23 protein-coding genes are annotated in these 21,729 nt (G+C 70.7%); 17 read left to right on the top strand and 6 right to left on the bottom strand.

Translation table 11 applies throughout. The features are described 5' to 3' along the window. Window positions 1–51 precede the first annotated feature (51 nt). Both AC5L3C_RS13200 and AC5L3C_RS13195 read left to right on the top strand, forming a co-directional pair. Complete coding sequence (locus AC5L3C_RS13200; protein ID WP_493649164.1) at window positions 52–780, top strand: hypothetical protein; 729 nt, start codon at window positions 52–54, stop codon at window positions 778–780. A gap of 126 nt (window positions 781–906) precedes the next feature. Next, entirely contained in the window at window positions 907–2,229 is a 1,323-nt protein-coding gene (locus AC5L3C_RS13195) for an Nramp family divalent metal transporter (RefSeq protein ID WP_493649163.1), read from the top strand. A gap of 19 nt (window positions 2,230–2,248) precedes the next feature. Here AC5L3C_RS13195 and AC5L3C_RS13190 read toward each other — a convergent pair whose 3' ends face one another. Continuing rightward, window positions 2,249–4,588 carry a serine/threonine-protein kinase gene (locus AC5L3C_RS13190; RefSeq protein WP_493649162.1) on the bottom strand — a complete coding sequence of 780 codons (2,340 nt, stop codon included), beginning with the start codon at window positions 4,586–4,588 and terminating at the stop codon, window positions 2,249–2,251. Window positions 4,589–4,761: 173 nt separating this feature from the next. Then, window positions 4,762–6,474 (bottom strand): chitinase, encoded by a 1,713-nt coding sequence (locus tag AC5L3C_RS13185; RefSeq protein WP_493649161.1) that lies wholly within the window; start codon window positions 6,472–6,474, stop codon window positions 4,762–4,764. 436 nt (window positions 6,475–6,910) lie between these two features. Here AC5L3C_RS13185 and AC5L3C_RS13180 point away from each other — a divergent pair, with 436 nt between their 5' ends. The 14 genes from AC5L3C_RS13180 to AC5L3C_RS13115 all read left to right on the top strand — a co-directional run bounded on the left by AC5L3C_RS13180 (window position 6,911) and on the right by AC5L3C_RS13115 (window position 18,453). After that, on the top strand, window positions 6,911–7,744 hold the full coding sequence (locus AC5L3C_RS13180) for a hypothetical protein (protein ID WP_493653857.1): 834 nt from the start codon (window positions 6,911–6,913) through the stop codon (window positions 7,742–7,744). An 87-nt stretch (window positions 7,745–7,831) separates the two neighbouring features. Next, window positions 7,832–8,539, top strand: coding sequence for a Flp pilus assembly protein CpaB (gene cpaB / locus AC5L3C_RS13175; RefSeq protein ID WP_493649160.1), 708 nt, complete (start codon window positions 7,832–7,834; stop codon window positions 8,537–8,539). Window positions 8,540–8,548: 9 nt separating this feature from the next. Next, window positions 8,549–9,802, top strand: a complete 1,254-nt coding sequence (locus AC5L3C_RS13170; protein ID WP_493649159.1) for a CpaE/TadZ family protein — start codon at window positions 8,549–8,551, stop codon at window positions 9,800–9,802. A 103-nt stretch (window positions 9,803–9,905) separates the two neighbouring features. After that, window positions 9,906–10,235: a pilus assembly protein gene (locus AC5L3C_RS13165; protein WP_493653855.1), complete on the top strand. Its 330-nt coding sequence runs from the start codon at window positions 9,906–9,908 to the stop codon at window positions 10,233–10,235. Between the two features lies 1 nt (window position 10,236). Beyond that, the gene (locus AC5L3C_RS13160) at window positions 10,237–10,605 is read left to right on the top strand and encodes a TadE/TadG family type IV pilus assembly protein (protein WP_493649158.1); all 369 of its coding nucleotides are present in this window, start codon (window positions 10,237–10,239) and stop codon (window positions 10,603–10,605) included. A 45-nt stretch (window positions 10,606–10,650) separates the two neighbouring features. Beyond that, window positions 10,651–11,988, top strand: a complete 1,338-nt coding sequence (locus AC5L3C_RS13155; protein ID WP_493649157.1) for a TadA family conjugal transfer-associated ATPase — start codon at window positions 10,651–10,653, stop codon at window positions 11,986–11,988. A gap of 11 nt (window positions 11,989–11,999) precedes the next feature. Further along, the gene (locus tag AC5L3C_RS13150; RefSeq protein ID WP_493649156.1) at window positions 12,000–12,944 is read left to right on the top strand and encodes a type II secretion system F family protein; all 945 of its coding nucleotides are present in this window, start codon (window positions 12,000–12,002) and stop codon (window positions 12,942–12,944) included. A gap of 21 nt (window positions 12,945–12,965) precedes the next feature. After that, complete coding sequence (locus AC5L3C_RS13145) at window positions 12,966–13,853, top strand: DUF5936 domain-containing protein (protein ID WP_493649155.1); 888 nt, start codon at window positions 12,966–12,968, stop codon at window positions 13,851–13,853. A 16-nt stretch (window positions 13,854–13,869) separates the two neighbouring features. After that, window positions 13,870–15,441, top strand: a complete 1,572-nt coding sequence (locus AC5L3C_RS13140) for a sensor histidine kinase (RefSeq protein WP_493649154.1) — start codon at window positions 13,870–13,872, stop codon at window positions 15,439–15,441. Then, entirely contained in the window at window positions 15,438–16,250 is an 813-nt protein-coding gene (locus AC5L3C_RS13135; protein WP_493649153.1) for a response regulator, read from the top strand. The genes AC5L3C_RS13140 and AC5L3C_RS13135 overlap by 4 nt, the downstream gene beginning before the upstream one ends. Before the next feature lie 156 nt (window positions 16,251–16,406). Next, window positions 16,407–16,607, top strand: coding sequence for a Flp family type IVb pilin (locus tag AC5L3C_RS13130; protein ID WP_493649152.1), 201 nt, complete (start codon window positions 16,407–16,409; stop codon window positions 16,605–16,607). Between the two features lie 2 nt (window positions 16,608–16,609). After that, complete coding sequence (locus AC5L3C_RS13125; protein ID WP_493653854.1) at window positions 16,610–17,215, top strand: pilus assembly protein TadG-related protein; 606 nt, start codon at window positions 16,610–16,612, stop codon at window positions 17,213–17,215. Between the two features lie 34 nt (window positions 17,216–17,249). Beyond that, entirely contained in the window at window positions 17,250–17,831 is a 582-nt protein-coding gene (locus tag AC5L3C_RS13120) for a hypothetical protein (protein ID WP_493649151.1), read from the top strand. A gap of 7 nt (window positions 17,832–17,838) precedes the next feature. Beyond that, window positions 17,839–18,453, top strand: coding sequence for an OmpA family protein (locus AC5L3C_RS13115; RefSeq protein ID WP_493649150.1), 615 nt, complete (start codon window positions 17,839–17,841; stop codon window positions 18,451–18,453). Here AC5L3C_RS13115 and AC5L3C_RS13110 read toward each other — a convergent pair whose 3' ends face one another. Continuing rightward, window positions 18,454–18,645, bottom strand: a complete 192-nt coding sequence (locus AC5L3C_RS13110; RefSeq protein ID WP_493649149.1) for a hypothetical protein — start codon at window positions 18,643–18,645, stop codon at window positions 18,454–18,456. Between the two features lie 10 nt (window positions 18,646–18,655). Further along, on the bottom strand, window positions 18,656–19,507 hold the full coding sequence (locus AC5L3C_RS13105) for a helix-turn-helix domain-containing protein (protein WP_493649148.1): 852 nt from the start codon (window positions 19,505–19,507) through the stop codon (window positions 18,656–18,658). Between the two features lie 171 nt (window positions 19,508–19,678). Here AC5L3C_RS13105 and AC5L3C_RS13100 point away from each other — a divergent pair, with 171 nt between their 5' ends. Beyond that, window positions 19,679–20,200: an ATP-binding protein gene (locus tag AC5L3C_RS13100; RefSeq protein WP_493649147.1), complete on the top strand. Its 522-nt coding sequence runs from the start codon at window positions 19,679–19,681 to the stop codon at window positions 20,198–20,200. Here AC5L3C_RS13100 and AC5L3C_RS13095 read toward each other — a convergent pair. After that, window positions 20,192–20,593, bottom strand: a complete 402-nt coding sequence (locus AC5L3C_RS13095; RefSeq protein WP_493649146.1) for a DUF192 domain-containing protein — start codon at window positions 20,591–20,593, stop codon at window positions 20,192–20,194. The genes AC5L3C_RS13100 and AC5L3C_RS13095 overlap by 9 nt on opposite strands. 95 nt (window positions 20,594–20,688) lie before the next feature. After that, the gene (locus AC5L3C_RS13090; RefSeq protein WP_493649145.1) at window positions 20,689–21,558 is read right to left on the bottom strand and encodes an endo alpha-1,4 polygalactosaminidase; all 870 of its coding nucleotides are present in this window, start codon (window positions 21,556–21,558) and stop codon (window positions 20,689–20,691) included. Window positions 21,559–21,729 lie beyond the last annotated feature (171 nt).

Genomic DNA, 21,729 nt, shown 5'->3' with positions numbered 1-21,729 from the left:
AGTTGGGGCTGGCTGTGACCCGCACAGGTTTGTCGACCATACTCCTGCGGTGTGGAGCAGCGCATAGGTTCGAGCAGCCAGCCCCTGGAAGGCGCCGGGTTCGACCCGGCATTCATCCCCGGGCTCACCTCGCCCGCGTCCGGCCGGGAGGAGGACGCGAAGACGAAGACGAAGACGGACGGCCCCGAGGACGACGCCACGGCACCGGAGGCGGATGCCGGGACGGAGGCCGCGGAAGAGACCACGGAGGAGACCGCCGAGGCCGCCGAGGAGCCCGCGGCGTCCGCGGACGGCTCCGAGACCCCCGAGGAGGACCCGGATCCCGCCCCCGAGGGCCCCGTCTTCGAGGCGTCCGACCGCCGCGCCAGGATCGTCGCCGACCACAGTGGTGTACGCCTGCGCCTGGACGACCAGGAGTGCGAGTTCCGCTGGGACGAGATCGGGGCCGTGGAGACGGAGACCCCGCGCTTCGGCAAGCGTTACACGGTCACTGTCCACACCCCGGACCGCCGCTGGTACTTCCTGGAGATCGAGGCCGACTCCAGGAGCCGCTTCGCCGAGTGGGACGCCGAGTTGGACGCCGTCCTGGACGAGTACTTCGACGACGAGGCGGGCGACGAGGACAAGACGGCGGACGCCGCGGACGATTCGGATACGGCCGCTGACGACTCCGAGGACTCCAAGGACTCCAAGGACTCCAAGGAGGCCAAGGACCCCGAGGAGTCGGAGGGCTCCGAAGAGGCCGAAGAGGCCGAGGAGGCCAAGAAGTCGTCGGCCTGAGCGGGCAGCCGCCGGCGGTGACGGGGTCGGCCGTGCGGCGCACGGCGCCGGCCGGTCCCGGTGCATCTGGTGAAGATCCCCGCACGCCCTCTTGTCCGACCGGCGCCCTTCCGCTTTCTTGACCCCATGGCGGACACCACGGGCAACATCCAGGACACCGGGGCGGCGAGTGGCCCCGGCCCCGACCCGCGCAAGTCCAGTTGGCGCTACATCGGCCCCGGCATCGTCGTCGCCGCGACCGGTGTGGGCGCCGGTGATCTGGTGGCCACGCTCATCGCCGGCAGCAACTTCGGATACACGCTGCTGTGGGCCGCGGTCATCGGCTGTCTGGTGAAGATCTCCCTCGCCGAGGCGTGCGGCCGCTGGCATCTGGCCACCGGCCGCACCCTCTTCGACGGCTGGGCCGGCCTCGGCCGCTGGACGACCTGGTTCTTCGGCGTCTACGCCGTGATCTGGGGCTTCGTCTACGGCGCGGCGGCGATGTCGTCCAGCGGCCTGCCGCTCCAGGCGTTGTTCCCGGACGTGATGGACCTCGAGTACTGGGCCATCGCCTGCGGTCTGGCCGGCCTGGTCTTCGTCTGGTTCAACAAGTACGCCGTCTTCGAGAAGGTCATGACCGTCCTGGTGGGCGTCATGTTCGTGGTGACCGTCTATCTGGCGGTCCGGGTCACCCCCAACCTCGGCGACGCCTTCGCCGGCCTCCTCCCGGTCCTCCCGGACGAGAAGGACTCGGTGCTCAACACCCTCGGGCTGATCGGCGGCGTCGGCGGCACCATCACGCTGGCCGCGTACGGCTACTGGGTCAACGCCAAGGGCTGGACCGGCACCGGCTGGATGAAGATCATGCGGCTGGACAACCGGGTCGCCTACGCCACCACCGGCATCTTCGTCGTCGCGATGCTCGTCGTCGGCGCGGAGCTGCTGCACTCGGCGAACATCGCCATCGCCGGGGGCGACAAGGGGCTGATGCAGCTCGGCGGCATCCTGGAGGACGAGTACGGCACGGCCACCGGCAAACTGTTCCTGATCGGCTTCTTCGCCACCTCCTTCACCTCCCTGATCGGCGTCTGGCACGGCGTCAGCCTGATGTTCTCCGACTTCCTCGCCCGGCAGCGGGGCGAGCGCGAGGCGCGGGGCGACGAGCTGGCCTCCGGGCGCCGCGAGCGCTCATGGACCTTCCGCGCCTATCTGCTCTGGCTCACCTTCCCGCCCATGGTCCTGCTCTTCCAGGACGAGCCCTTCCGCCTGATCATCATCTACGGCGTCCTGGGCGCCGCCTTCATGCCGTTCCTCGCCCTCACCCTGATGTGGCTGCTCAACTCCTCCCGCACGCCCCGCGAATGGCGCAACGGCCCGCTGAGCAACGGCATGCTCACCGTCGCGGGCCTGCTCTTCCTGGTGCTGTGCGTGAAGCAGGTCTGGGACCAGCCGTGGTCGGAGTTCTTCTGACGCCGGGCCGGAGGTGCGCTCAGTCCTTGCGACGGTAGGTCGCCGGGGGCTGGTCGTCGCCGAGCGTGGTCACGGTCATCACGTCGGTGCTCTTGAGCCGCAGCGTCTCCGTGTTGCCGTTCTCGCACTCGTCCTCCGGTTCCGCGACCGTGACGATCGCCGGACCGAGCCGCACCCCCGTGCTGGTGGCGTCCACCGCGACGCTCTCCCACTCGCAGTGGTACGCCGCCCCGTCACCGGTCCACTCGGCCACCACGTCGCCGTAGGCCCCTTGCTTCAGTACGAGGGACATGCTTGTGCCGGCGTCGGTGCCCTCACGCTCCCAGGTGCCGAGGAAGTCGTCCGGGATGGGGGTGTCGGACGGTTCGGTCTTCTTGAGGATCGCGGTCTCGCGGCCGTCTCCGCTGGTCCAGGTGATCGAGCCGTCGTCGCCCAGGCGCAGGGTCTGCTCGCCGCCGTCGGAGCAGCCCGACTCGGGGATGCTGGTGACCGAGCGGGACTCCAGCACCATCAGGTTGCCGAACGAGACGAGCTTCCCGGCGCCGATGCACAGCACGTCCTCGAAGGAGTTGAACGTCGTCGCGACGTCCTCCCCCTCCACGCCCTGGGTGATCGTGATGCGCCGGAGCGACCGCACGTCCCCGTCGGAGTCCTTGCCCTGGCCCTGCCAGGTCCCCAGGTACTCCTCGGCTATCGAGCCCTCGATGGAGGCCGAGGGGGCCGGGCCCGAGGAGGTGTCCTCGTCGTCCTGCCTGGGGTCGCCCGCGGCCTCTTCGGTGCCGTCGGGCTGCCGGGGGCCGTCCGTCGAGCCGGAGCTGGTGTTGCCGCCCTCGCCCTTGTCGCCGCCCAGGTTCATGGCGGCGTACGTGATGCCGCCGGCGAGCAGGGCGACGACCAGGGCGACGGAGCCGACGACCAGCCGGGTCCGCCTGCGGGCCGCCGGAGCGGGCGCGGGGGCCGGTGCCGGAATGGGGTCCCCGAACACACCGAGCGGCGGCGCGACCGGTGTCGGCGCGGGTGTCTGCGCCGGAGGGGGAGCCGACGCGGGGTTCACGGCGGCCGGTCCCTGGTCCACGGCGGCCGGGTTCGCGGCGGCCGGTCCCTGGTCTACGGCGGCCGGGTTCGCGGCGGCCGGTCTCGGGTCTACGGCGGCCGGGTTCGCGGCGGCCGGTCCCTGGTCCACGGCGGCCGGGTTCGCGGCGGCCGGTCCCTGGTCCACGGCCGCCGGGTCGGCGGCGGGCGGGGCCGGGTCCGGTGCGGGCTGCGGGGTGGCCGGCGCGCTCGCCGGAGGCGGCGGCGTCGAGGACGGCGTGGAGGGTGGTGTCGCGGGCGGCGGCGGGACCGGCGGCGCCCCGGGCGGTGGCGGGGTGGCCGCGGGCGGCCCGGTGACGGGCATCGGCGGCACGGTCGGCGGTGCGGCCGGAGGCGCGGGGACGGCCCGGGTGCCCGGTGCCTCCGAGTCCAGCAACTGGGCGGCCTTACGGCCCAGTTCCGCGATCAGGCCGGCCGGCAGCCACGGCTCGGTGTCCGCGCTCGCCGCGTCGGCGGCCGTGCGCTCCACCAGATCGGCGGGTGTCGGCCGGGCGGCGGGGTCCTTGTCCAGGCAGTCGCGCACGAGTTCCGACAGGCCCTCGGGCAGGCCGGACAGGTCCGGCGGCTCCTGCGCGATCCGGTACATCACCGCGTGCATCCCGCTGTCCGACGAGCTGAAGGGCTGGCGCCGGGTCGCCGCGAAGGCCAGCACCGAGCCGAGCGAGAAGACGTCGCTGGCCGCGGTGAGCGATTCGCCGCGGACCTGCTCGGGGGACATGTAGCCGGGCGAGCCGATCACCGCCCCGGTGCGGGTCAGTTTGCCGTCGGCGGTCACCGCGTCGAGGGCGCGGGCGATGCCGAAGTCGATGACGCGCGGCCCGTCGATCGTCACGAGGATGTTCGCCGGTTTGAGGTCGCGGTGGACGAGGCCCGCCTCGTGGACGGCCGTGAGCGCCCGGGCGAGCCGGTTGGCGAGGATCCGCACCGACCGCTCGGGCAGCGGCTCCGGACGCCCGGCGATCACCTCGTGCAGGGAGGGCCCCGGCACATACCCGGTGGCGACCCACGGCGCGGCCGCGTCGGTGTCCGCGTCCAGCACGGGCGCGGTCCACTCGCCGCCCACGCGCCGCGCGGAGGCGATCTCCTGCGCGAAGCGCCTGCGGAACTCGGGCTCCGCCGCCAGCTCGGAACGGACCAGTTTCACGGCGACGGTGCGGCCACCGGCCGAGCGGGCCAGATAGACCTCGCCCATGCCGCCCGCGCCGAGACGGGCAAGGAGCCGGTAGGGACCGATACGTGACGGATCGTCGGGTCTCAGCTCGTCCACGGTCCGATCCTCGCACAGCGGGCACGCCGAGACGCGGTCCACTACGCATCGGTCACTTCTGTATCCCGCTCGTGACCTGCGGTCTCCGTGTGCGGGGCGCCGGGCCCCGGACGGCACCGCCCCTGCCCCACGTCGTCGCGGGGCAGGGGCGGTCTCCGTTCGGGCCGCGCCGGTTACGGAAGCGCGTGGACGTGCGGGCCGACCGCGTTGGACCAGGCGTTGCCCGCCGTGGCGTCCCAGTTGGTCGACCAGGTCATCGCGCCCCGCAGGGACGGGTAGGTCCGGGACGGCTTGAAGCTGCCGCAGCCGGTGCCCCGCGTCAGGCAGTCCAGGGCGTTGTTCACCACGGAGGGGGAGACGTAGCCGCTGCCCGCGCCCCGGGTGGAGGCCGGGAGCCCCAGGCCCACCTGGGACGGGTCGAGGCCGCCCTCGAGCTGGATGCAGGCGAGCGCGGTGAGGAAGTCCACCGAACCCTGGCTGTAGACCTTGCCGTCGCAGCCCAGCATCGAGCCGCTGTTGTAGTACTGCATGTTGACGACCGTGAGGATGTCCTTCACGTTCAGCGCCGTCCGGAAGTACGAGTTGGACGTCGACTGCATGTCGATGGTCTGCGGGGCCATCGTCAGGATCATCGACGGGCCCGCCTTCGCCGACAGGGAGCGCAGCGCCTGCGTCATGTAGGTCGCGTTGAGGCCGTTCTCCAGGTCGATGTCGACGCCGTCGAAGCCGTACTCCTGCATCAGCGCGTACACCGAGTTGGCGAAGTTCGTCGCGGAGGCGGAGTCGTTCACCGAGACGGTGCCCCGCTCGCCGCCGACCGAGATGATGACCTTCTTCCCGGCCGCCTGCTTGGCCCGGATGTCCGCCTTGAACTGGGCGACGGTGTAGCCGTTCAGGCCCGCCGTGTCCAGGTTGAAGGTGACGGCGCCCGGGGTGGCGGTGGCGTCGGCGAAGGCGACCGCGATGATGTCGTACTGGGACTGGACGTCGGAGATCCGCTGGACCGCCGCGCCGTTGTTGAAGTTCTGCCAGTAGCCGGTCACCGCGTGCCGGGGCAGGTCGCCTCCGCCGCCGCTGCCGTCGTCGTCCTTGGTCCGCGCGGTCACCGCCGCCGACTTCGGCGACTCACCGGCCGCGTTGGTCGCCGCGACCTGGAAGGAGTACGACGTCGAGGCGGCGAGCCCGGTCACCGTCGCGGAGGTGCCCGACACCGCCGTCACCCGGGTGCCGTCGCGGTAGATGGTGTAACCCGTGGCGCCCGACACCGCGTTCCACGCCAGGGACACCGACGACGCCGTCGTACCGGAGACACCGAGACCGCCCGGGGTGCCCGGGACCGTGGGCTCGGGGTCACCGCCGCCTCCCCCGTCGGGGCCGAACACCGACAGGTCGTCGACGTGGTAGGGCTGCTGGCCGTACCAGCCGTGGGTGTAGACCGTCACCGAGGTGGTGTTCGCGCCGGTGGTGAAGGACGTCGACAGCTCCTTCCAGCTGCCGGAGTCCGGGGTCCAGGTGGACACGTCCGTCGTGCCGGTGCCGGTCGCGCCCAGGTAGGCGTACCCGCCCTGCACCCACGCGCTCAGCCGGTACGTCGAGTTGGGCCGCACCGCGACCGTCTGGCTGCAGCGGGCGTTGTCCTGTCCGGCCGGGGTGGCCTCGAGCGCGGCCGTGCCGCCGTGCACGGGGGAGGAGACGGTGGTGCCGCTGTTCGCGGAGCAGGTCCAGTTGCTCAGACCCGCCTCGAAGCCTGCGTTCTTGGCGTTGTTGACGTCCGCCGCGGACGCCGGGCCCGCGCCGGCGAGGGGAAGGGCGAGGGCGAGAGCGGAGACGAGGGCTCCGGCCCAGACATGTCTGCCGCGGCCGGGTGTGCGTGGTGCGCGGTCCACTGTGGGGCCTCCGGTGGGGGAGTTGGGGGGCTGGGACGACGGTGGCCACCGTTGGAGACAAGTTGGTCCAGACCAATCTCCTTGTCAATAGGTCCAGACCGGAAAGGCGGGCATCCGGGGCGGGAGTAGGCCCGGCGCCGGGAGGGAAACGTGGGTCCGAGGGCCCGGAGCGGGTCCGGCGTCAAGTCGCGTGCACAGGATCCACACCCCTGGGTCCGGATAGAGACCGGCGAGATGCTCAACCTGCCCCGGTTTGGCGCACCTTGTGCCCCAGTAGTTGCTGTATGGCTGCACAAACGCTGTTCTCCGGCCACAGGCCCGCGGTTACAGTGCTCACGTAGTCACGCAGTGAAGTCGCCAGGGTGCATCGGAGTGACGCCCGGTGGGCTGCCGGGATGGGGAGAACGGGGAGCCGCGCGTGCCAACTGCCATTGCCGTGACCGGCGCCGACATGGCGTTGCCGGCCCAGGACGAACGGACCCTGCCCGCCGTCGTGCTGCGGGACCTCGACACCCGCCCGCTGGAACAGACGCTGACCGAGCTCCAGATGGTCATCGAGCAGCACGGCCATGTCATCGTCGTCTGCTCCCGGGCCGCCCCCACCGCGGTCCAGCGGCGGCTGCACACCCTGCGCGCCCTCCTGGAGAGCGACCGGATAGCTTTCTTCCGCCCCGATCTGCCTCCGCTCGGAGTGGCCGTCCTGGCCCGCCAGTTACGCCAGCTCGCCTCCTGCGACCTCAGCCCCGGCGTGCTCGCCTCGGCCGGCCGCCTGCTGATCCACTACATCCACTCCGGGGCCCTGCTCGGCTCCGTCGCCCGGCTCGACCGCGTCCCGGTCGACCTGAAGCAGCACGCCAAGTCCTGGGTGCCGGGCAGCCAGTTCGCCGTCCTGGCCCACCCGCAGCCCCAGCTCGTCCGCATCGGCCCCGAAACCGTCCTCGACGGCCCCGAGTTCGGGACCTGGATGCTCGTCGCCAAGGGACAGCTCCAGTCCGACTGGGTCACCGCCACCCTCGCCCCCGCCTGGAGCGTCCAGGGCCTGCGGGAGACACCGCTGCCCGCCGCGTCCCCGGGCTGGTGGGGGACCGGAAAACTCGTCGAGTTCTGTACCTTCCTGCCCGACCTGTCCGTCCTGTACCAGCTGGTCACCTCCGTACGGCGGGGCACCTGCCACTGGTGCGGCATCGACGTCATCGGCGACCGCTGCGTCTTCTGCTCGGCCGTACCACCCGCCCCCGAGGGCACACCCGCCCTCACCCGGCGCACCTGACCGTCCGCCCCACCGCACCTGCTCCACCGCACCCGCCCGACCGCCCGAGTCCGCTCGACCGATATCCCCGATGAGGTTGTACGGTTCATGAACTCCCGTCAGCGCCGCGGCGTGATACTCCTGCTTCTGTCGGTCCTGTGCGCCCTCGGCGCGTTCGCCGGCGTGCTCTCCGTCATCAACGACGTGGAGTCCAAGGTCGGCCCCGAGGTGACCGCCTACCGGGTCAGAACCGATATCGCGCCCTACACCGCCCTCGGCGCGGACCAGTTCGAGAAGATCGAGATGCCCGAGCGGTGGCTCTCCGAGAACGCCGTCACCGACCTCGACGACATCCGCGGCAAGATCGCCGTCACCACCCTGCGGGAGGGCTCCCTGCTGCAGAGCGACATGGTCGTGAACCAGCCCGCCCTGCAACCGGGGCAGCAGGAGGTCGCCATCATGATCGACGCGGCCACCGGCGTCGCCGGCAAGATCACCCCCGGCGCGTCGGTCAACGTCTACGCCACCTTCGAGGGCGAGCGGGAGGGCGAGCCCGACCAGTCCCGGATCATCGTGACCAACGCCCAGGTGCTGGACGTGGGCCGGCTCACCGCCCTCCAGCCCGACGAGAACGACCGCGGCCGCCGGCCCACCGACGCCGTACCGATCACCTTCGCGCTGTCCGCCCTCGACGCCCAGCGCCTCACCTACGCCGAGTCGTTCGCCCAGCGGGTCCGGCTCGCGCTGGTCGCACCCGGGGGCGACGGGGACGTCCCCGAGAAGGACCGGACGTACGAACTCGCGAAGGACAAGTGAGAGGCCCGCATGCCCACCAGGATCCTCCCGGCAGTCGGCGACGCGGACGCCGTCCGGTCCATCACCACCCTGCTCAGCCAGCTCCCCGACGCCGAGCCGGTGGCCCCGGTGACCGACTCCACCCAGCTCATCGACACCCTCGCGCGCCTGGCCGCCGAGTCCGTCGACGAACTGCCCGAGGTCGTGGTCGTGCACGAGCGGATCGGTCCGGTCCCCGCCCTGGAGCTGATCCGCGAAGTCGCCCTGCGCTTCCCCTCCGTCGGCGTCATCCTCGTCACCTCCGACGCGAGCCCCGGCCTCTTCCAGGCCGCCATGGACTACGGCGCCCGCGGACTGGTGGCCCTCCCGCTCGGCTACGAGGAACTCGCCAGCCGCGTCCAGGCCGTCGCCCAGTGGTCCGTCGGGGTACGCCGTCATCTGGGCGCGGGCATCGACGTGTTCACCGGCGTCGGCGGCACCGTCGTCACCGTCAGCGGCGCCAAGGGCGGCGTGGGCGCCACCCTGACCGCCATCCAGCTCGCCCTCGCCGCCCAGGCGTCCGGCCGTACCGCCGCCCTGGTCGACATGGACCTGCAGACCGGCGACATAGCCTCCTACCTGGACGTCCAGTTCCGGCGCTCCGTCGTCGACCTCGCCGCGGTGGGCGACATCTCCCCGCGCGTCCTGGCCGACGCCGTCTTCCGCCACGACACCGGCCTCGCCCTGCTGCTCGCCCCCGCCGAGGGCGAACGCGGCGAGGAGGTCACCGACCGCGCCACCCGGCAGATCGTCAGCGCCCTGCGCTCCCGCTACGAGGTCGTCGTCATCGACTGCGGCGCCCAGCTCGGCGGCGCCGGCGCGGCGGCCGTGGAGATGGCCGACCGGGCCCTGCTGGTCACCACCCCCGACGTCATCGCCGTACGCGGCGCGAAGCGGGCCGTGCGGATGTGGGACCGGCTGCAGATCCGCAAGGCCGAGGAGACCACGGTGGTGGTCAACCGCCACACCCGGGGCACGGAGATCCAGCCCGCGCTCATCCAGCGGATCACCGGCACCACGGTGGCGGCCACCACGGTCCCCGCCCACTTCAAGGAACTCCAGGGCGTCGTGGACGCCGGCCGCGTCCACGAACTGGAGGCCAAGAGCACGGTGAAACAGGCCCTGTGGGGCCTGGCCGGCGAACTCGGCCTGGTCAAGGCCGCCGAAGTCGCCCACAAGGGCGGCCGGCTGCGCGGCGACCGCGGGTCGGTCAGCTTCCGGCGCAAGCGGGACGACGGCGGATGAGATGAGGGGAGCGAGGGAGATGAGGGGAGCAAGGGATGTGTGCAAGCACGTACCCGGGCACCGCGGCGGCGACCGGGGCCAGGTCACCGTCGAGTTCCTCGGCATGACCCCGACGATCCTGGTCACGCTGGTGGTGCTGTGGCAGCTCGTGCTCGTGGGGTACACGTACACGCTCGCGGGGAATGCTGCGGACGAGGCGGTACGGGCGGCGACCGCGACGGCACCGGGCGGACGCGACGGCGCCTGCCAGGAGGCCGGTCTGGACAAGCTGTCGGGAGCGTGGGCGGGGGGAGCGAGCGTGGACTGTGCGACCGCGGGCGGCTTCGTCACGGCCGATGTGCAGCTGGACGTCCCCATCCTCTTCCCCGGCACCGTCTCCTTCCCCTTCACCGTGACGGGCCACGCGGGGGCCGTCGAGGAGGAGGTGGACTGACATGCCGTACGGGCGCACCCGCCACCGGCGGCACGGCGACCGCGGCCAGGCGGCCCTCGAATACCTGGGCTTCCTGCCCATCCTGCTCCTCGTCGCCATGGCCGCCGTACAGCTCGGCCTCATCGCCTACACCGCCCAGCAGGCGGGCACCGCCGCGCGGGCGGGAGCGCGCAGCGCGTCGCTGGACGAGGGCGCCCAGGGCGCCTGCACGGCCGCCATCAGCAGCTGGCTGGCCGACGGCACCGCCTGCGGGGAGGCCCGGGGCGGCGACGAGGTCACCGTCACCGCCACGGTCGACATCCCGTCGATCGTCCCGGGCTGGGACTTCGGGCCCGCCACCAAGAGCGCCACGATGCCGATGGACCACTGAGACAGCCGGAAGAGGACGACACCGAGGACGAGGAGCGCGCCACCCATGAGCCTGCGGGCACGCATCAACTCCCCCGAGGAGACGACCGGCCGGGGCGAGGACACCCGCCTGGTCGCCTCCTACCGGGCCAAGCTCCTGGAGGAGATCGACCTCGCGGAGATGAGTTCGCTGGCCGCGGCCGAACGCCGGGTCCGGCTGGAGCGCGTCCTCGGCCACATCATCAGCCGCGAGGGACCGGTCCTGTCGACCGTCGAACGCTCCCAGCTGATCCGCCGCGTCGTCGACGAGGCACTGGGCCTGGGCATCCTGGAACCGCTGCTGGAGGACGCGTCGATCACCGAGATCATGGTGAACGGCCCCGACGCGATCTTCGTCGAGCGCGGCGGCCGGGTGGAGCAGCTCCCCCTGCGGTTCGCCTCCCACGACCAGCTGATGCAGACGATCGAACGCATCGTCTCCACCGTCAACCGCCGCGTCGACGAATCCAACCCGATGGTCGATGCCCGCCTCCCCTCCGGCGAGCGCGTCAACGTCATCATCCCGCCGCTCTCCCTGACCGGCGCCACCCTCACCATCCGCCGCTTCCCGCGCTCCTTCACCCTCCAGGAACTCATCGGCCTCGGCTCGCTCGACGAACACATGCTCTACCTGCTCGCGGGGCTGGTGCAGGCACGCTTCAACGTCATCGTGTCGGGCGCGACCGGCACCGGGAAGACGACGCTCCTCAACGCCCTGTCCGGACTGATCCCCGAGGGCGAACGCATCATCACCATCGAGGACTCCGCCGAACTCCAGCTCCAGCAGCCGCACGTCGTCCGCCTGGAGTCCCGCCCGCCCAACGTCGAGGGCAAGGGCCGGGTCACCATCCGCGACCTGGTCCGCAACTCCCTGCGGATGCGCCCCGACCGCATCGTCGTCGGTGAGGTCCGCGGCGGCGAGTCCCTGGACATGCTCCAGGCCATGTCCACCGGCCACGACGGCTCCCTCGCCACCGTCCACGCCAACAGCGCGGAGGACGCGCTGACGCGGTTGCAGACCCTCGCCTCCATGTCCGACGTCGAGATCCCCTTCGTCGCCCTGCACGACCAGATCAACAGCGCCGTCGACGTGATCGTCCAGCTCACCCGCTTCGCCGACGGCGCCCGCCGCATCACCGAGATCGCCCTGCTGGAGAGCCACGGCGGCGAACCGTACCGGCTGGCCACGGTCGCCCGTTTCGACGCCCGGCCGATGACCGCCGACGGACGCGTCCACGGCGCCTACGCCCACTATCCCCTGCCCCGCCGCACCGCCGACCGCCTCTACATGGCGAGCCAGCCCATCCCGCAGGCGTTCGGCATCGCCCAGTCCGCCGACCAGCTCGCCACCCGAGAAGCCAGGTAGGAACCGTCCCCATGGAGCTGCAGAACCTGACCACGCTGACCATCGGCATCGCCCTGCTGACCTGCGTCCTCGCGGTCACCGGGGTGCATTCCTACGCCTCCGGCAGGGCGCAGCGCCAGGCACTGGTGGACCGCCTGACAGCCACCGGTCAGATCCCCGTCGCCGGCCGCCGACGCCACTTCCCCACCCTGGACCGCCGTCTGCGCCGCACCAAGGCCGGCCGCAAGCTGGAACTCCGCCTGCTGGCCACCGGCCTGGACATCACCCCCGGCGAGTTCGCCGCCGCCATGCTCGCCGTCGTCGCCGGACTCTGGCTCGTCGGCCAGGCCGCCCTCGCCCCGTTCTTCGGCCCGATCGCCGGGCTGCTCGGCATCTGGGCGGCGCTGCAGTTCCTCACCTGGCAGCGCCAGAAACGCATCGAGAAGTTCATCAACCAGCTCCCGGAACTGGCCCGCATCCTCGCCAACGCCACCCAGGCCGGCCTGGCCCTGCGCACGGCCCTCGGCATGGCGGCGGAGGAACTGGAGGCCCCGGCGGGCGAGGAACTGGCCAAGGTCGCCAACCAGCTCGCCATGGGCGCCTCCATGGACGACGCCCTCGGCGAACTCGCCGACCGCCTCCCCTCCCGCGAACTCGTCGTCCTCGTCACCACGCTGGTGCTGTCCAACCGGGCGGGCGGCCAGGTGGTGAGCGCGCTGCGCAACCTCACCGAGACGCTGGAGGAACGCAAGGAGACCCGGCGCGAGGTCCGCACCCAGCTCTCCCAGGTCAGCATGACCTCGTACGCCGTTCCCGTCCTGGGGGTGGGCTCGTTGTTCCTGATGAACGGCGTGAAGGACGGCGCCCTCGAACGCATGACCGGCTCCCCGGCCGGACAGGCCGCGGTGATCCTCGCCTTCGGGCTGTACGCCGTCGGCTTCGTCCTCATCCGCCGGCTGTCCCGCATCGACGTCTGACCGGCGAGGAGGCTGACTGACATGGGACTCCTGCTCGCCCTGCTGATGGGCCTCGGCGTCTGGGGCGTCTTCGCCGGCATCCGCATGTACCGCGCGGAGGCCAAGCTCCCGAGCGACCTGATGCTCGCCCTGGAGGTCGGCTCCACCCGCACCGGCGCGGTCGACTCCCTCATCGACCGCATGGGCATGCGCTACGCCCCCGCCGTGCTGCGTCTCATGGGCCCCAAGCAGGTCGCCAGGTACCGCCGCAAGATCGACCTGGCGGGCAACCCCGGCGGCCTCACCATCGACCGCTACGCCGCCCGCCGCGCGGTCTACGGCGCGCTCGGCGCGACCGGCTTCCTGGTCTTCCTGCTGCGCGGCCAGCTCTTCGTGGCGCTGCTCCTCCTGGCGTTCGGCGCGTTCTGGACGGAGGTCGGCATCTGGTCGGCGATCCGCGTCCGCAAGGACGTCATCGAGCGGACCCTGCCCGACTTCCTGGACGTGCTGGCCGTGGTGGTGAGCGCGGGCCTGGGCTTCCGGCAGGCCCTGGACCGGGTGTCCTCGAAGTACGAGGGCCCGTGGGCGGACGAACTGCGCATCACGCTGCGCCAGATGGACCTGGGCATGAGCCGCAGGCAGGCGTTCGCGGAACTGCGCCGCCGCAACGACTCCGAGCAGGTGGCGATGTTCGTCACGGCGCTCCAGCAGGGGGAGGAACTGGGCGCGCCGATCGTCGACACGCTGGTGTCGCTGGCCAAGGACATGCGCCGTACGGACGCGCAGAACGCACGCCGGAAGGCGGCGCGCGCGGTCCCCAAGGCCACCATGATGATCACCACCTTCATGGTTCCGGCCACCATGATCCTCCTCGGCGCCGGCCTGATCCTCGGCTCCGGCACCGACTTCGGCTCCATCACGGGCGAGTAGGACGGGGGCGGGTGCGATGACGACGACCAGGGAACGCACGAGGCGGCTGCGCCGTCCGGCGAAGCCGTCGGAGATCACCACACCGCCGGCGGGCACGGTCCTCCCGCCCCACACGAGGACGGGCGCGCCCGACATCCCGGTGACGTCGGCGACACCGGCACTGCCGCCGGGGTGGGAGCCGGTGATGTCGGCCCACGAACCGAATGCCGCCGACGGCGCAGAACCCCCACAGGGGCCACCCGCACCCGACAACGCATCCCGCACGGGTGGTCCGGGTGGGAACCCCCATCCGGCCGAAGGCCGGATGCACCCCGAACAACCCGCACCGGCACCGGCAACCGCCCCGGACGTCCAGATCCAGGTGAATGCCCTACAAGCCCTGTGCCGGCAGGCGTTCGGCTTCAGGCTGGCGATGATCGCCCTCGCATCCCCCGCCGCCCTGCTCAACGCCGGCCCCGGCTGGGGCACCCGGCTCGTCGCGACGGCCGTGGTCGTCACCTTCATGGCGTCCTACGTCCTCTTCCGCGACTGGGAGCGCTTCGGCCCCCTCCTCCTGCGCCACCCCACCCTCCTGGCCGTGGACACCCTCTTCGGCGCCCTGCTCCTCGTCTCGGCAGGCCCGGACACCACCCTCGCCTACGTCAGCGTCTGCACCCCCCTCCTCGCCGGCCTGATCTACGGCTGGCGTGGCGCCGCGGTCTTCGCCTCCCTCCAGGGCCTGATCCTCCTGCTGGTCTACGCGGCCCTGGAGAACCCGCACCAGGACCTGGCGCAGACGCTGCTCCTGCCGGGCCTGTGCGTCATCGCGGGCGCGGTCGGTTCGAGCCTGCGCAACCTGATGCTCCGCCTCGGCTCGGCGACCCGGGCCCTGACGACAATCCGGGCCAAGCTGGCCGTCACGGAGGCCGTCAGCGCCGAACGCGCCCGTCTGGCGCGCGAGATGCACGACTCGGTGGCCAAGACCTTGCACGGGGTGGCCCTGGCGGCCGACGGTCTGGCGGCCACGGCCGGTGCTCCCCACATGGACCCGGCCCGGGTGACACAGCAGGCGGAACTGGTGGCCCGTTCGGCCCGCCGTGCCGCCGCCGAATCCCGCGAACTCCTCACCGACCTGCGCAGGGAGTCCGACCCGGGCCAGGGCACGGACGTACTGGTGGAACTCGCGGCCCGTACGAAGGACTTCAGCGAGCGCACGGGCCTGCCGGCGTCGTACCACCCGACCGGGGAGGACACGGTGCCGCCGGTCCCTCCGGCGGTGGCACGCCAACTTCTCACCATCGCCGCCGAGGCCATGGAGAACGCCCACCGCCACGCGAAGCCGACCCGCGTCGACGTGCGGGCCGGCGTCCAGGGCGACCTGCTCCGCATCAGCGTGTACGACGACGGCACCGGACTCCCGCCGGGGACGAACCTCGCCCATCTGCGCAAGGCGGGCCACTTCGGCCTGGTCGGGATGGTCGAGAGAGCCGCCTCGGTCGGCGCCCGCATCCGCATCGGCCGGGGCACACGGGCCCGGGGCACGGAGGTCCGCCTGGAACTCCCGCTCGCGGCCGTGACACCGGCGACCCCCACGGAGGCCACCCGATGAACACGCCCCCCCACCCCTTCGCGAGCGTCCCTCCTCCCTCCCCCCTCCGGGTGGTGGTGGCGGACGACAACCCGGTGGTCCGCGCCGGCCTGACCGCCCTGCTCACCGGCCGTGCGGACATCACGGTGGTGGCGGAGGCGGCGGACGGCAGGGAAGCGTACGAGGCGGCCCGGACCCACCGGCCCGACGTGGTCCTCCTGGACGTCCGCATGCCCGGCGTGGACGGCATCGCGGCGCTGCCGCACCTGGTGGGCATCGCGCCGGTCATGATGCTGACGTACAGCAGGGAATCGGAGATCGTCCAGGAGGCCCTGCGCCGCGGGGCGGGCGGCTACCTGGTCCACGGCGAGTTCACGGCGGACCAACTGGTGTCGGCGGTACGGGACATCAAGGACGGCCGACCGCACTTCACACCGACGGCGGCGGGAGCGTTGCTGTCGCAACTGCGTCGCGAGCGTGCTCCCGAGCGCCAACTCCCCGACGGACTAGGTGGTGAGCCACCTATTTCTGCGGAAAACCTTTCGCAACTGCAACCGGATGTGGCACAGTCGTCGTCTGGGTGGACAAGCGGCCGCCCGGCCGCTCCCGACAGGTCGAGGTTCCAACTGAGCGCAAGGGAGGCGGAGATCATGGACCTCATCGCGTCCGGCATGAACAACCAGCAGATCGCCGCCACGTGCTTCATCAGCGAGAAGACGGTCAAGAACCACATCAACCGCATCTTCGCGAAGCTGCACAGCACGAGCCGCTCCGAGGCCGCGGCCAAGTGGCTCGGCACGGCACCGGGTCCGGACCGGGGGGTGGGGTGACCGTGGTGAGGCCGTGGGGGAAGACGCGGTGGGCCTCCCTTTGGGCCCGCAATTGGGCCCTGGGACCCTCCGCCGGACGGGGCACCCGACCGTACGTTGCTCGTGTCGAAACCGGCCCCACGAACAGGGCCGCCACCGCGCCAGAGGGGGGACCCCATGAGCAACTGGATCCACACGACCGTCAGTTACCTCAACTCCCGCGCAGCCCGCGACGACAAGGGCCAGACGGCGGTGGAGTACCTGGGCATCATCGCGGTGGTCGTGGCGATTGTTCTGGCGATCACGGGGACCGACATCGGCAACACGATCTACACCGCGATCACGGACAAGGTGAACGAGGTCGTCGGCGGCGGCTGAGGCTGAGGCGCCTTCGCAGGTACGACGATGCAGGGCAGGCATTCCCCATCTACATCACGGTGGTGGGGGGCCTGCTCTTCCTCGCGTTCGCGTACTTTGCGGTCGGCCAGGCGGCGGCTAACCGGAATGACGCGCAGACCGCCGCTGACGCGGCCGCACTCGCGGCTGCTCAGGACAGGCGGGATCAGCTCGCAGGTGCATGGGTGAAGAACCTGCTCGAGCCGGACAGGTGGCAAGCGATCTTTCAGGGGAACGCGGAAGGGCTCGGACTCTCTTGCTGGCGAGCGGACCAACTCGCGGCGCAGAACGATGCAATCGTCCTGAGTTGCGTTCCCGACGGCCCGCTGGGCTACACGGTCGTGGTCGAAACGAACGACACCGTGGGTGAATCCATCGTGCCCGGCACCGAAGACAAGAAGTCCCAAGAGAAGGCCACTGCCGTGATCGAACCCCGCTGCGAGTTCGGCGATCTTCCAGTGGAGGAGGCTGCGGAGGACACGCTGCCTCTGCTCACCTGTGAGGGCACGGAATGGAAACTGGACCCGAAGGCTCCTGAGGAACTGCTGCCCAAACCGGAAGACCTCTTCGATGTCCACCTGGCCGACTGACAAGCGATCGACGAATGATGAAGGAAGCAGAGGCATGAGCATGCGGTTCACTACGAAGGCCCGCAGGGGGATGGTCGTACTGACCGCTGCGGCCGCACTGGCCATGGGTGTGGCCGGGTGCGGCGGAGCCGGTGACGACGACAAGAAGCCGAAGACGTCGGCCTCTGCCTCGAAGGACGACGGGTCCAACCCGAGCGCTCAGGAGGGCCAGGCGGACGAGCCGTTGGCAGAGCTGAAGGGCACAGATGGTCTTCTGCTGCAAATCACCTCGGCTCAGCGTGATGGCGGGGGATTCGTCACCGTCAGCGGAACACTGAAGAATGATGGCGCGAAGCGCATCACGGTGCCGGCTGCTATCCGTGGTAACGAGACCGAGATTCTTCGGCACGGAATGTCTTTCGGGGGTGCGACTCTCGTCGACAGCAAGGACAAGAAGCGCTACTACGTCCTACGTGACACGGATGGGCGACCGTTGACAACCACAGGCTTCTCATCGCTCAAACCGGGTGAATCTCTGGCCGTCTTCATGCAGTTCCCGGCACCGCCGACGGACGCCTCCGAAGTCACATTCCAACTGCCGACCTTCGCCAGCGGCACCATCCAGATCTCTGGGTGAGGCAGAGATGACGCATACGCGCTTGATCCTCATCGGCACCGTCGTCTCCGTCCTGGCCGTCACCCCAGGTGTGGCCCGAGCCGACGACGGCCCCAGCGTCCCCCCGGGCACGGAGGCCACCGCATCGGCGCCCGTCGAGCTCGACGCCAACGACCCCGACCTCAAGCTCCCCGACGGCGCGACCCTCGCGGAGCCGAAGGTGCTCGACATCAAGCAGATCGTCGAAGAGCAGAGCGGAGACGAACGCCGTGAGGACACCAATGCCGACGTGAAATTCGCGCTCCAGGCCGAGGTCCTCTTCGGCAAGGACAGCGCCAAGCTCGGCGCGCAGGCCAAGTCCCGCATCGCCTCCATCGCGGACGAGATCAAGACCCAGAACGCCACGAAGATCCGCGTTTTCGGCTTCACCGACAACCTGGGTTCGTCCGCACACGGCGACGTGCTGTCCCGCAAGCGTGCCAACGCCGTGCACGGTGTCCTCGTCCAGGAGCTCAGCGACGCCAACGTCACGTACGAGGTCAGGGGCTACGGCGAGCAGTACCCGATCGCCGACAACTCCACGGAGGCCGGCCGCAAGAAGAACCGGAGGGTGGAGATCTCCTTCCCGCGCACGCAGAGCTGACTACAGCAGATGATCGGCCTTGCCTGCCTTGATCTCCAGGATCAGGGAGCGCAGGGCCTCTCTGCTGTCGGTGAGCGGGGTGTCCTCCTGCCCGGCGACGGCGATGTAGGCGTTGCCTTCGGTGTCGGTGCCTATGCGGAAGCAGTTCGCGCCCTCGGCGCAGAACGGTTCTTCCCACGTGATATCTGTCATCGGGTACTCCTCACAGGTCGCCGGCGAGCTTACGCATGAAGTCTCGGGAATCGATCGACGAGAGCGACGCGGCCTCCATCCAGTCCAGGTGTGCGCGGTACTTGTCCAACTGGGACGTCCCGTGGAGGAATTCGGGACCGTGTGCTGAGTCGAGCTCTGCCGTGTCCAGTTGCGGCACTACTGCCTCCGCATACGTCAAGGCCTGTCCTGCACCGGGGAAGGCGCCCGCCTTGAAGGGAATCACACGTACGTCGATGTTCTCGCGTTCGGACAGATCGCAGAGGCGGTCGAGCTGCGCCCGCATGGTCCCGGTGCCCCCGAATTCGACGCGCAGAGCGGCCTCGTGCACGTACCCGACGTACATGATCGGGTCCTCGCGGTACAGCACCTGCTGGCGCTGCATGCGATGCGCCACGCGCAACTCGACCTCGGCCGGTGAGAGTGCCGGAAGCGCAACGGTGAACAGTGTGCGGGCGTACGCGTCGGTCTGCAGCAGACCGGGGACATGAATGGCCAGTCCGGCACGTACCTTGCGCGCGTTCCATTCCATCTCCGCGATGTCCAGCAGCCCGGCGGGCAACCGTCCGCGGTAGGTCTCCCACCATCCACGGGTGCGGTCTCCGGCCATGTGGGCGAGGGCGTTGACGTACGCCTCGTCCCGGCAGTCGTAGTTGCACGCGAGCGTCCGGAGACGGTCGGGTGTGATGGCTCGGATGCCGGACTCGATGTTGGAGATCTTCGTGCGGTCGATGCCCAGCAGACCGGCGGCGTACTCCGTGGACACCTCTGCTGCAAGGCGCATCTTGCGCAGTTCTGCACCCAGGCGCTTCTGGCGTTCCGTGGGTGTTGCCCTAGGCGGCATGTGTGTCACTACCTCCAGTTGTCGCGGCGTCAGTTTGCCCTCTCCTCAAGCCCGTGGTCCACCCACACGGGTGGCAATTTCGAGGAGAAGGTGGCACGTTGCCACCTCAGCCTTCTACTGTCAGCGACAGGTCGATTACGACACGTTCACCCGCTGACCACTGGAGTCGCCATGTCCGCATCCGCCGGCCTCTGTCCGATCGCCGCCCCCGCCGATCTGCCGCCCGCAGGGCCGGAGCCCGACACCCTCTCGTACAGCTTCACGCTCCCCGCAGGTGCGCAGAGCCCCGGGATCGCCCGTGCGGCGGCCCGGACCATCCTGCGGGCCCACGGTCTGGAGGACATGACGGACCCGGCGGTCCAGGTACTCGGTGAACTCGCCGCCACGGCCTACCGCCTGGCCCCCACCACCGTTCTGTACGTCTCGCTCCGCTACCGCGACGACGCCCTCCGCGTCACCCTCTACGACGCGCATCCCCGCCACACCCACCCCCGGCTGGCCACGGCCTGCGACAACCGCCGCCGGGCCGCGCTGCGCCTGCTGGCCTGTGTCGTCAAGGCCTGCTCCGGTGACTGGGGCGTCGGCGATGCGCGGGAGCCGGGCGGCGGCACGCGCATGTGGGCCGTCCTGCCCAGGGAGGGTGCCCGCGCCTACGTGGACGGGTGCGGCAGGGGTGCGGCTACGTCACCCTGACGTCGGGCCGCCTCCGTCCTCCTCCCGCACCACCTCCACGCGCGCTCCCACCCGCAGCCCCCACCCCGCCATCGCGCCCGCCTCGGCTTCCAGTACGTGGCGTGCTCGGAGGCGGGGGAGGCCGAGGCGGCCCGGGGGCATGGTGCGCAGGGCGATGACGCGGAGGCGGCGGTCGAGGTAGGCGACGTCGATGGGGATGCGCATGCGGAAGGTGTGGATGCTGTTGGCGGGGGAGAGGAGCAGCGCGCCGGTGAGGGAGTCGCGTCCCAAAAGCCCTTTGGTGCGCGCTCGGTAGGAGGTGGCGATCTCCAGCGGGACGCGCGCGGAGGGGCCCCCGTCCCCCTCTCCCCGGACCAGCAACTGCCCGTGTCCGTCCCGCCGGCGTCCCCTCACCGACCGACCCCCTCCTGTAGGCACCGTGGCCCACCAAACATATGGGCCGGATGCGCCGTGCGGACAGGCGGGCGTCCGCACGGCGGTGGGCGGCGTCAGCAGGTCTCGCGGACGTACTCGATGACGTGGACGTTGCCGTCGTCGTCCGTCTCCTCGGCCGTTTCGCCCGGGGCCAGGACCGGACGGTCACGCTGCACCACGCTCACGCGATCACTGAAGGCGCAGGCGTTGGCCATGCCCTCGGGGCTGTACTCGATCATGATGACGTTGTCGCCGAACGCCTCGACGTAGTCGGCGCATTCGTTCCACTCCGGGTCACCGCACTCCTCCGCGACGGCGAAGTCGAGGCCGTTCTCGTCGTGGTACGGGGCCAGCTCCACGGTGTTCTTCTGACCGACGGCCAGGCCCCGGGCGTGGCCGTGTTCGGCCAGGAGCCGGATGTAGGCCTGGGCGTCGTCGGCGGTGATCTTGCCGTCGACGACGTCCCGGGTGAAGGTGTCGTAGTTGTCCAACTCCAGGGCGTCGAACCCCTTGTCGGCGCAGGTGTCGATCTGCGTGTTGATCCTTGTCGCGATGGCTTGCCGCTTGGTGTCGGTGGTGATGTCGAGGATCGCCTCGTTCCAGTCCTCGTCGATGACCACGTCGCCGTCGTCGTTCCTCAGCAGCAGATCCTGGTCCCAGTCGTCGGGACCGTCCACATCCCCGACCTCCTGGGTCTGGAAGGCGTTGACGTAACAGATGTTGTACAGCCCCGCTGCCGGTGACTCCTTCCAGTCCCGGCTGACCACCGTCACCCCGGCGGGCGGGTCGTAGGGTTTCCCGATCTGGTAGTCGAAGTCGGCACCGGCCGGGGGCGGGGACCACTCGGCGGCCTCGGCCCCGGGGACGAGGAATGCCGCGGCGCCCGCGGCGACGACGGCCGCGGCCAGGGTAACTCGGGAACGAGCTGTTGCCAGAAGGCGCATGGACAGGCTCCGTGGTACGAGGGCACGTCCCCGCCTCGGCGCCTTGGGGCGACCTGGCGACTCGGTCCGGGCTTGCGGCAGGAGAGGGCCGCGTACCGGCTGGGCGTACCTCTGACGCGGAAGTGCTCCGACCGCCGCGTGCCATGGAGTAAACAGGTCTCATTCCGTGGG

This window comes from Streptomyces speibonae, assembly GCF_984686075.1.
The sequence above is the reverse complement of the archived record's forward strand: the minus strand, read 5'-3'. Positions and strand labels throughout refer to the sequence as shown.

What these genes read in the sequence shown, in the direction of transcription:
- AC5L3C_RS13195 (WP_493649163.1), top strand. Translation starts at nt 907, where the DNA reads ATGGCGGACACCACGGGCAACATCCAGGACACCGGGGCGGCGAGTGGC.
- cpaB (WP_493649160.1), top strand. Translation starts at nt 7,832, where the DNA reads ATGAACTCCCGTCAGCGCCGCGGCGTGATACTCCTGCTTCTGTCGGTC.
- AC5L3C_RS13170 (WP_493649159.1), top strand. Translation starts at nt 8,549, where the DNA reads ATGCCCACCAGGATCCTCCCGGCAGTCGGCGACGCGGACGCCGTCCGG.
- AC5L3C_RS13165 (WP_493653855.1), top strand. Translation starts at nt 9,906, where the DNA reads ATGACCCCGACGATCCTGGTCACGCTGGTGGTGCTGTGGCAGCTCGTG.
- AC5L3C_RS13160 (WP_493649158.1), top strand. Translation starts at nt 10,237, where the DNA reads ATGCCGTACGGGCGCACCCGCCACCGGCGGCACGGCGACCGCGGCCAG.
- AC5L3C_RS13155 (WP_493649157.1), top strand. Translation starts at nt 10,651, where the DNA reads ATGAGCCTGCGGGCACGCATCAACTCCCCCGAGGAGACGACCGGCCGG.
- AC5L3C_RS13150 (WP_493649156.1), top strand. Translation starts at nt 12,000, where the DNA reads ATGGAGCTGCAGAACCTGACCACGCTGACCATCGGCATCGCCCTGCTG.
- AC5L3C_RS13145 (WP_493649155.1), top strand. Translation starts at nt 12,966, where the DNA reads ATGGGACTCCTGCTCGCCCTGCTGATGGGCCTCGGCGTCTGGGGCGTC.
- AC5L3C_RS13140 (WP_493649154.1), top strand. Translation starts at nt 13,870, where the DNA reads ATGACGACGACCAGGGAACGCACGAGGCGGCTGCGCCGTCCGGCGAAG.
- AC5L3C_RS13135 (WP_493649153.1), top strand. Translation starts at nt 15,438, where the DNA reads ATGAACACGCCCCCCCACCCCTTCGCGAGCGTCCCTCCTCCCTCCCCC.
- AC5L3C_RS13130 (WP_493649152.1), top strand. Translation starts at nt 16,407, where the DNA reads ATGAGCAACTGGATCCACACGACCGTCAGTTACCTCAACTCCCGCGCA.
- AC5L3C_RS13120 (WP_493649151.1), top strand. Translation starts at nt 17,250, where the DNA reads ATGAGCATGCGGTTCACTACGAAGGCCCGCAGGGGGATGGTCGTACTG.
- AC5L3C_RS13115 (WP_493649150.1), top strand. Translation starts at nt 17,839, where the DNA reads ATGACGCATACGCGCTTGATCCTCATCGGCACCGTCGTCTCCGTCCTG.
- AC5L3C_RS13110 (WP_493649149.1), bottom strand. Translation starts at nt 18,645, where the DNA reads ATGACAGATATCACGTGGGAAGAACCGTTCTGCGCCGAGGGCGCGAAC.
- AC5L3C_RS13105 (WP_493649148.1), bottom strand. Translation starts at nt 19,507, where the DNA reads ATGCCGCCTAGGGCAACACCCACGGAACGCCAGAAGCGCCTGGGTGCA.
- AC5L3C_RS13100 (WP_493649147.1), top strand. Translation starts at nt 19,679, where the DNA reads ATGTCCGCATCCGCCGGCCTCTGTCCGATCGCCGCCCCCGCCGATCTG.
- AC5L3C_RS13090 (WP_493649145.1), bottom strand. Translation starts at nt 21,558, where the DNA reads ATGCGCCTTCTGGCAACAGCTCGTTCCCGAGTTACCCTGGCCGCGGCC.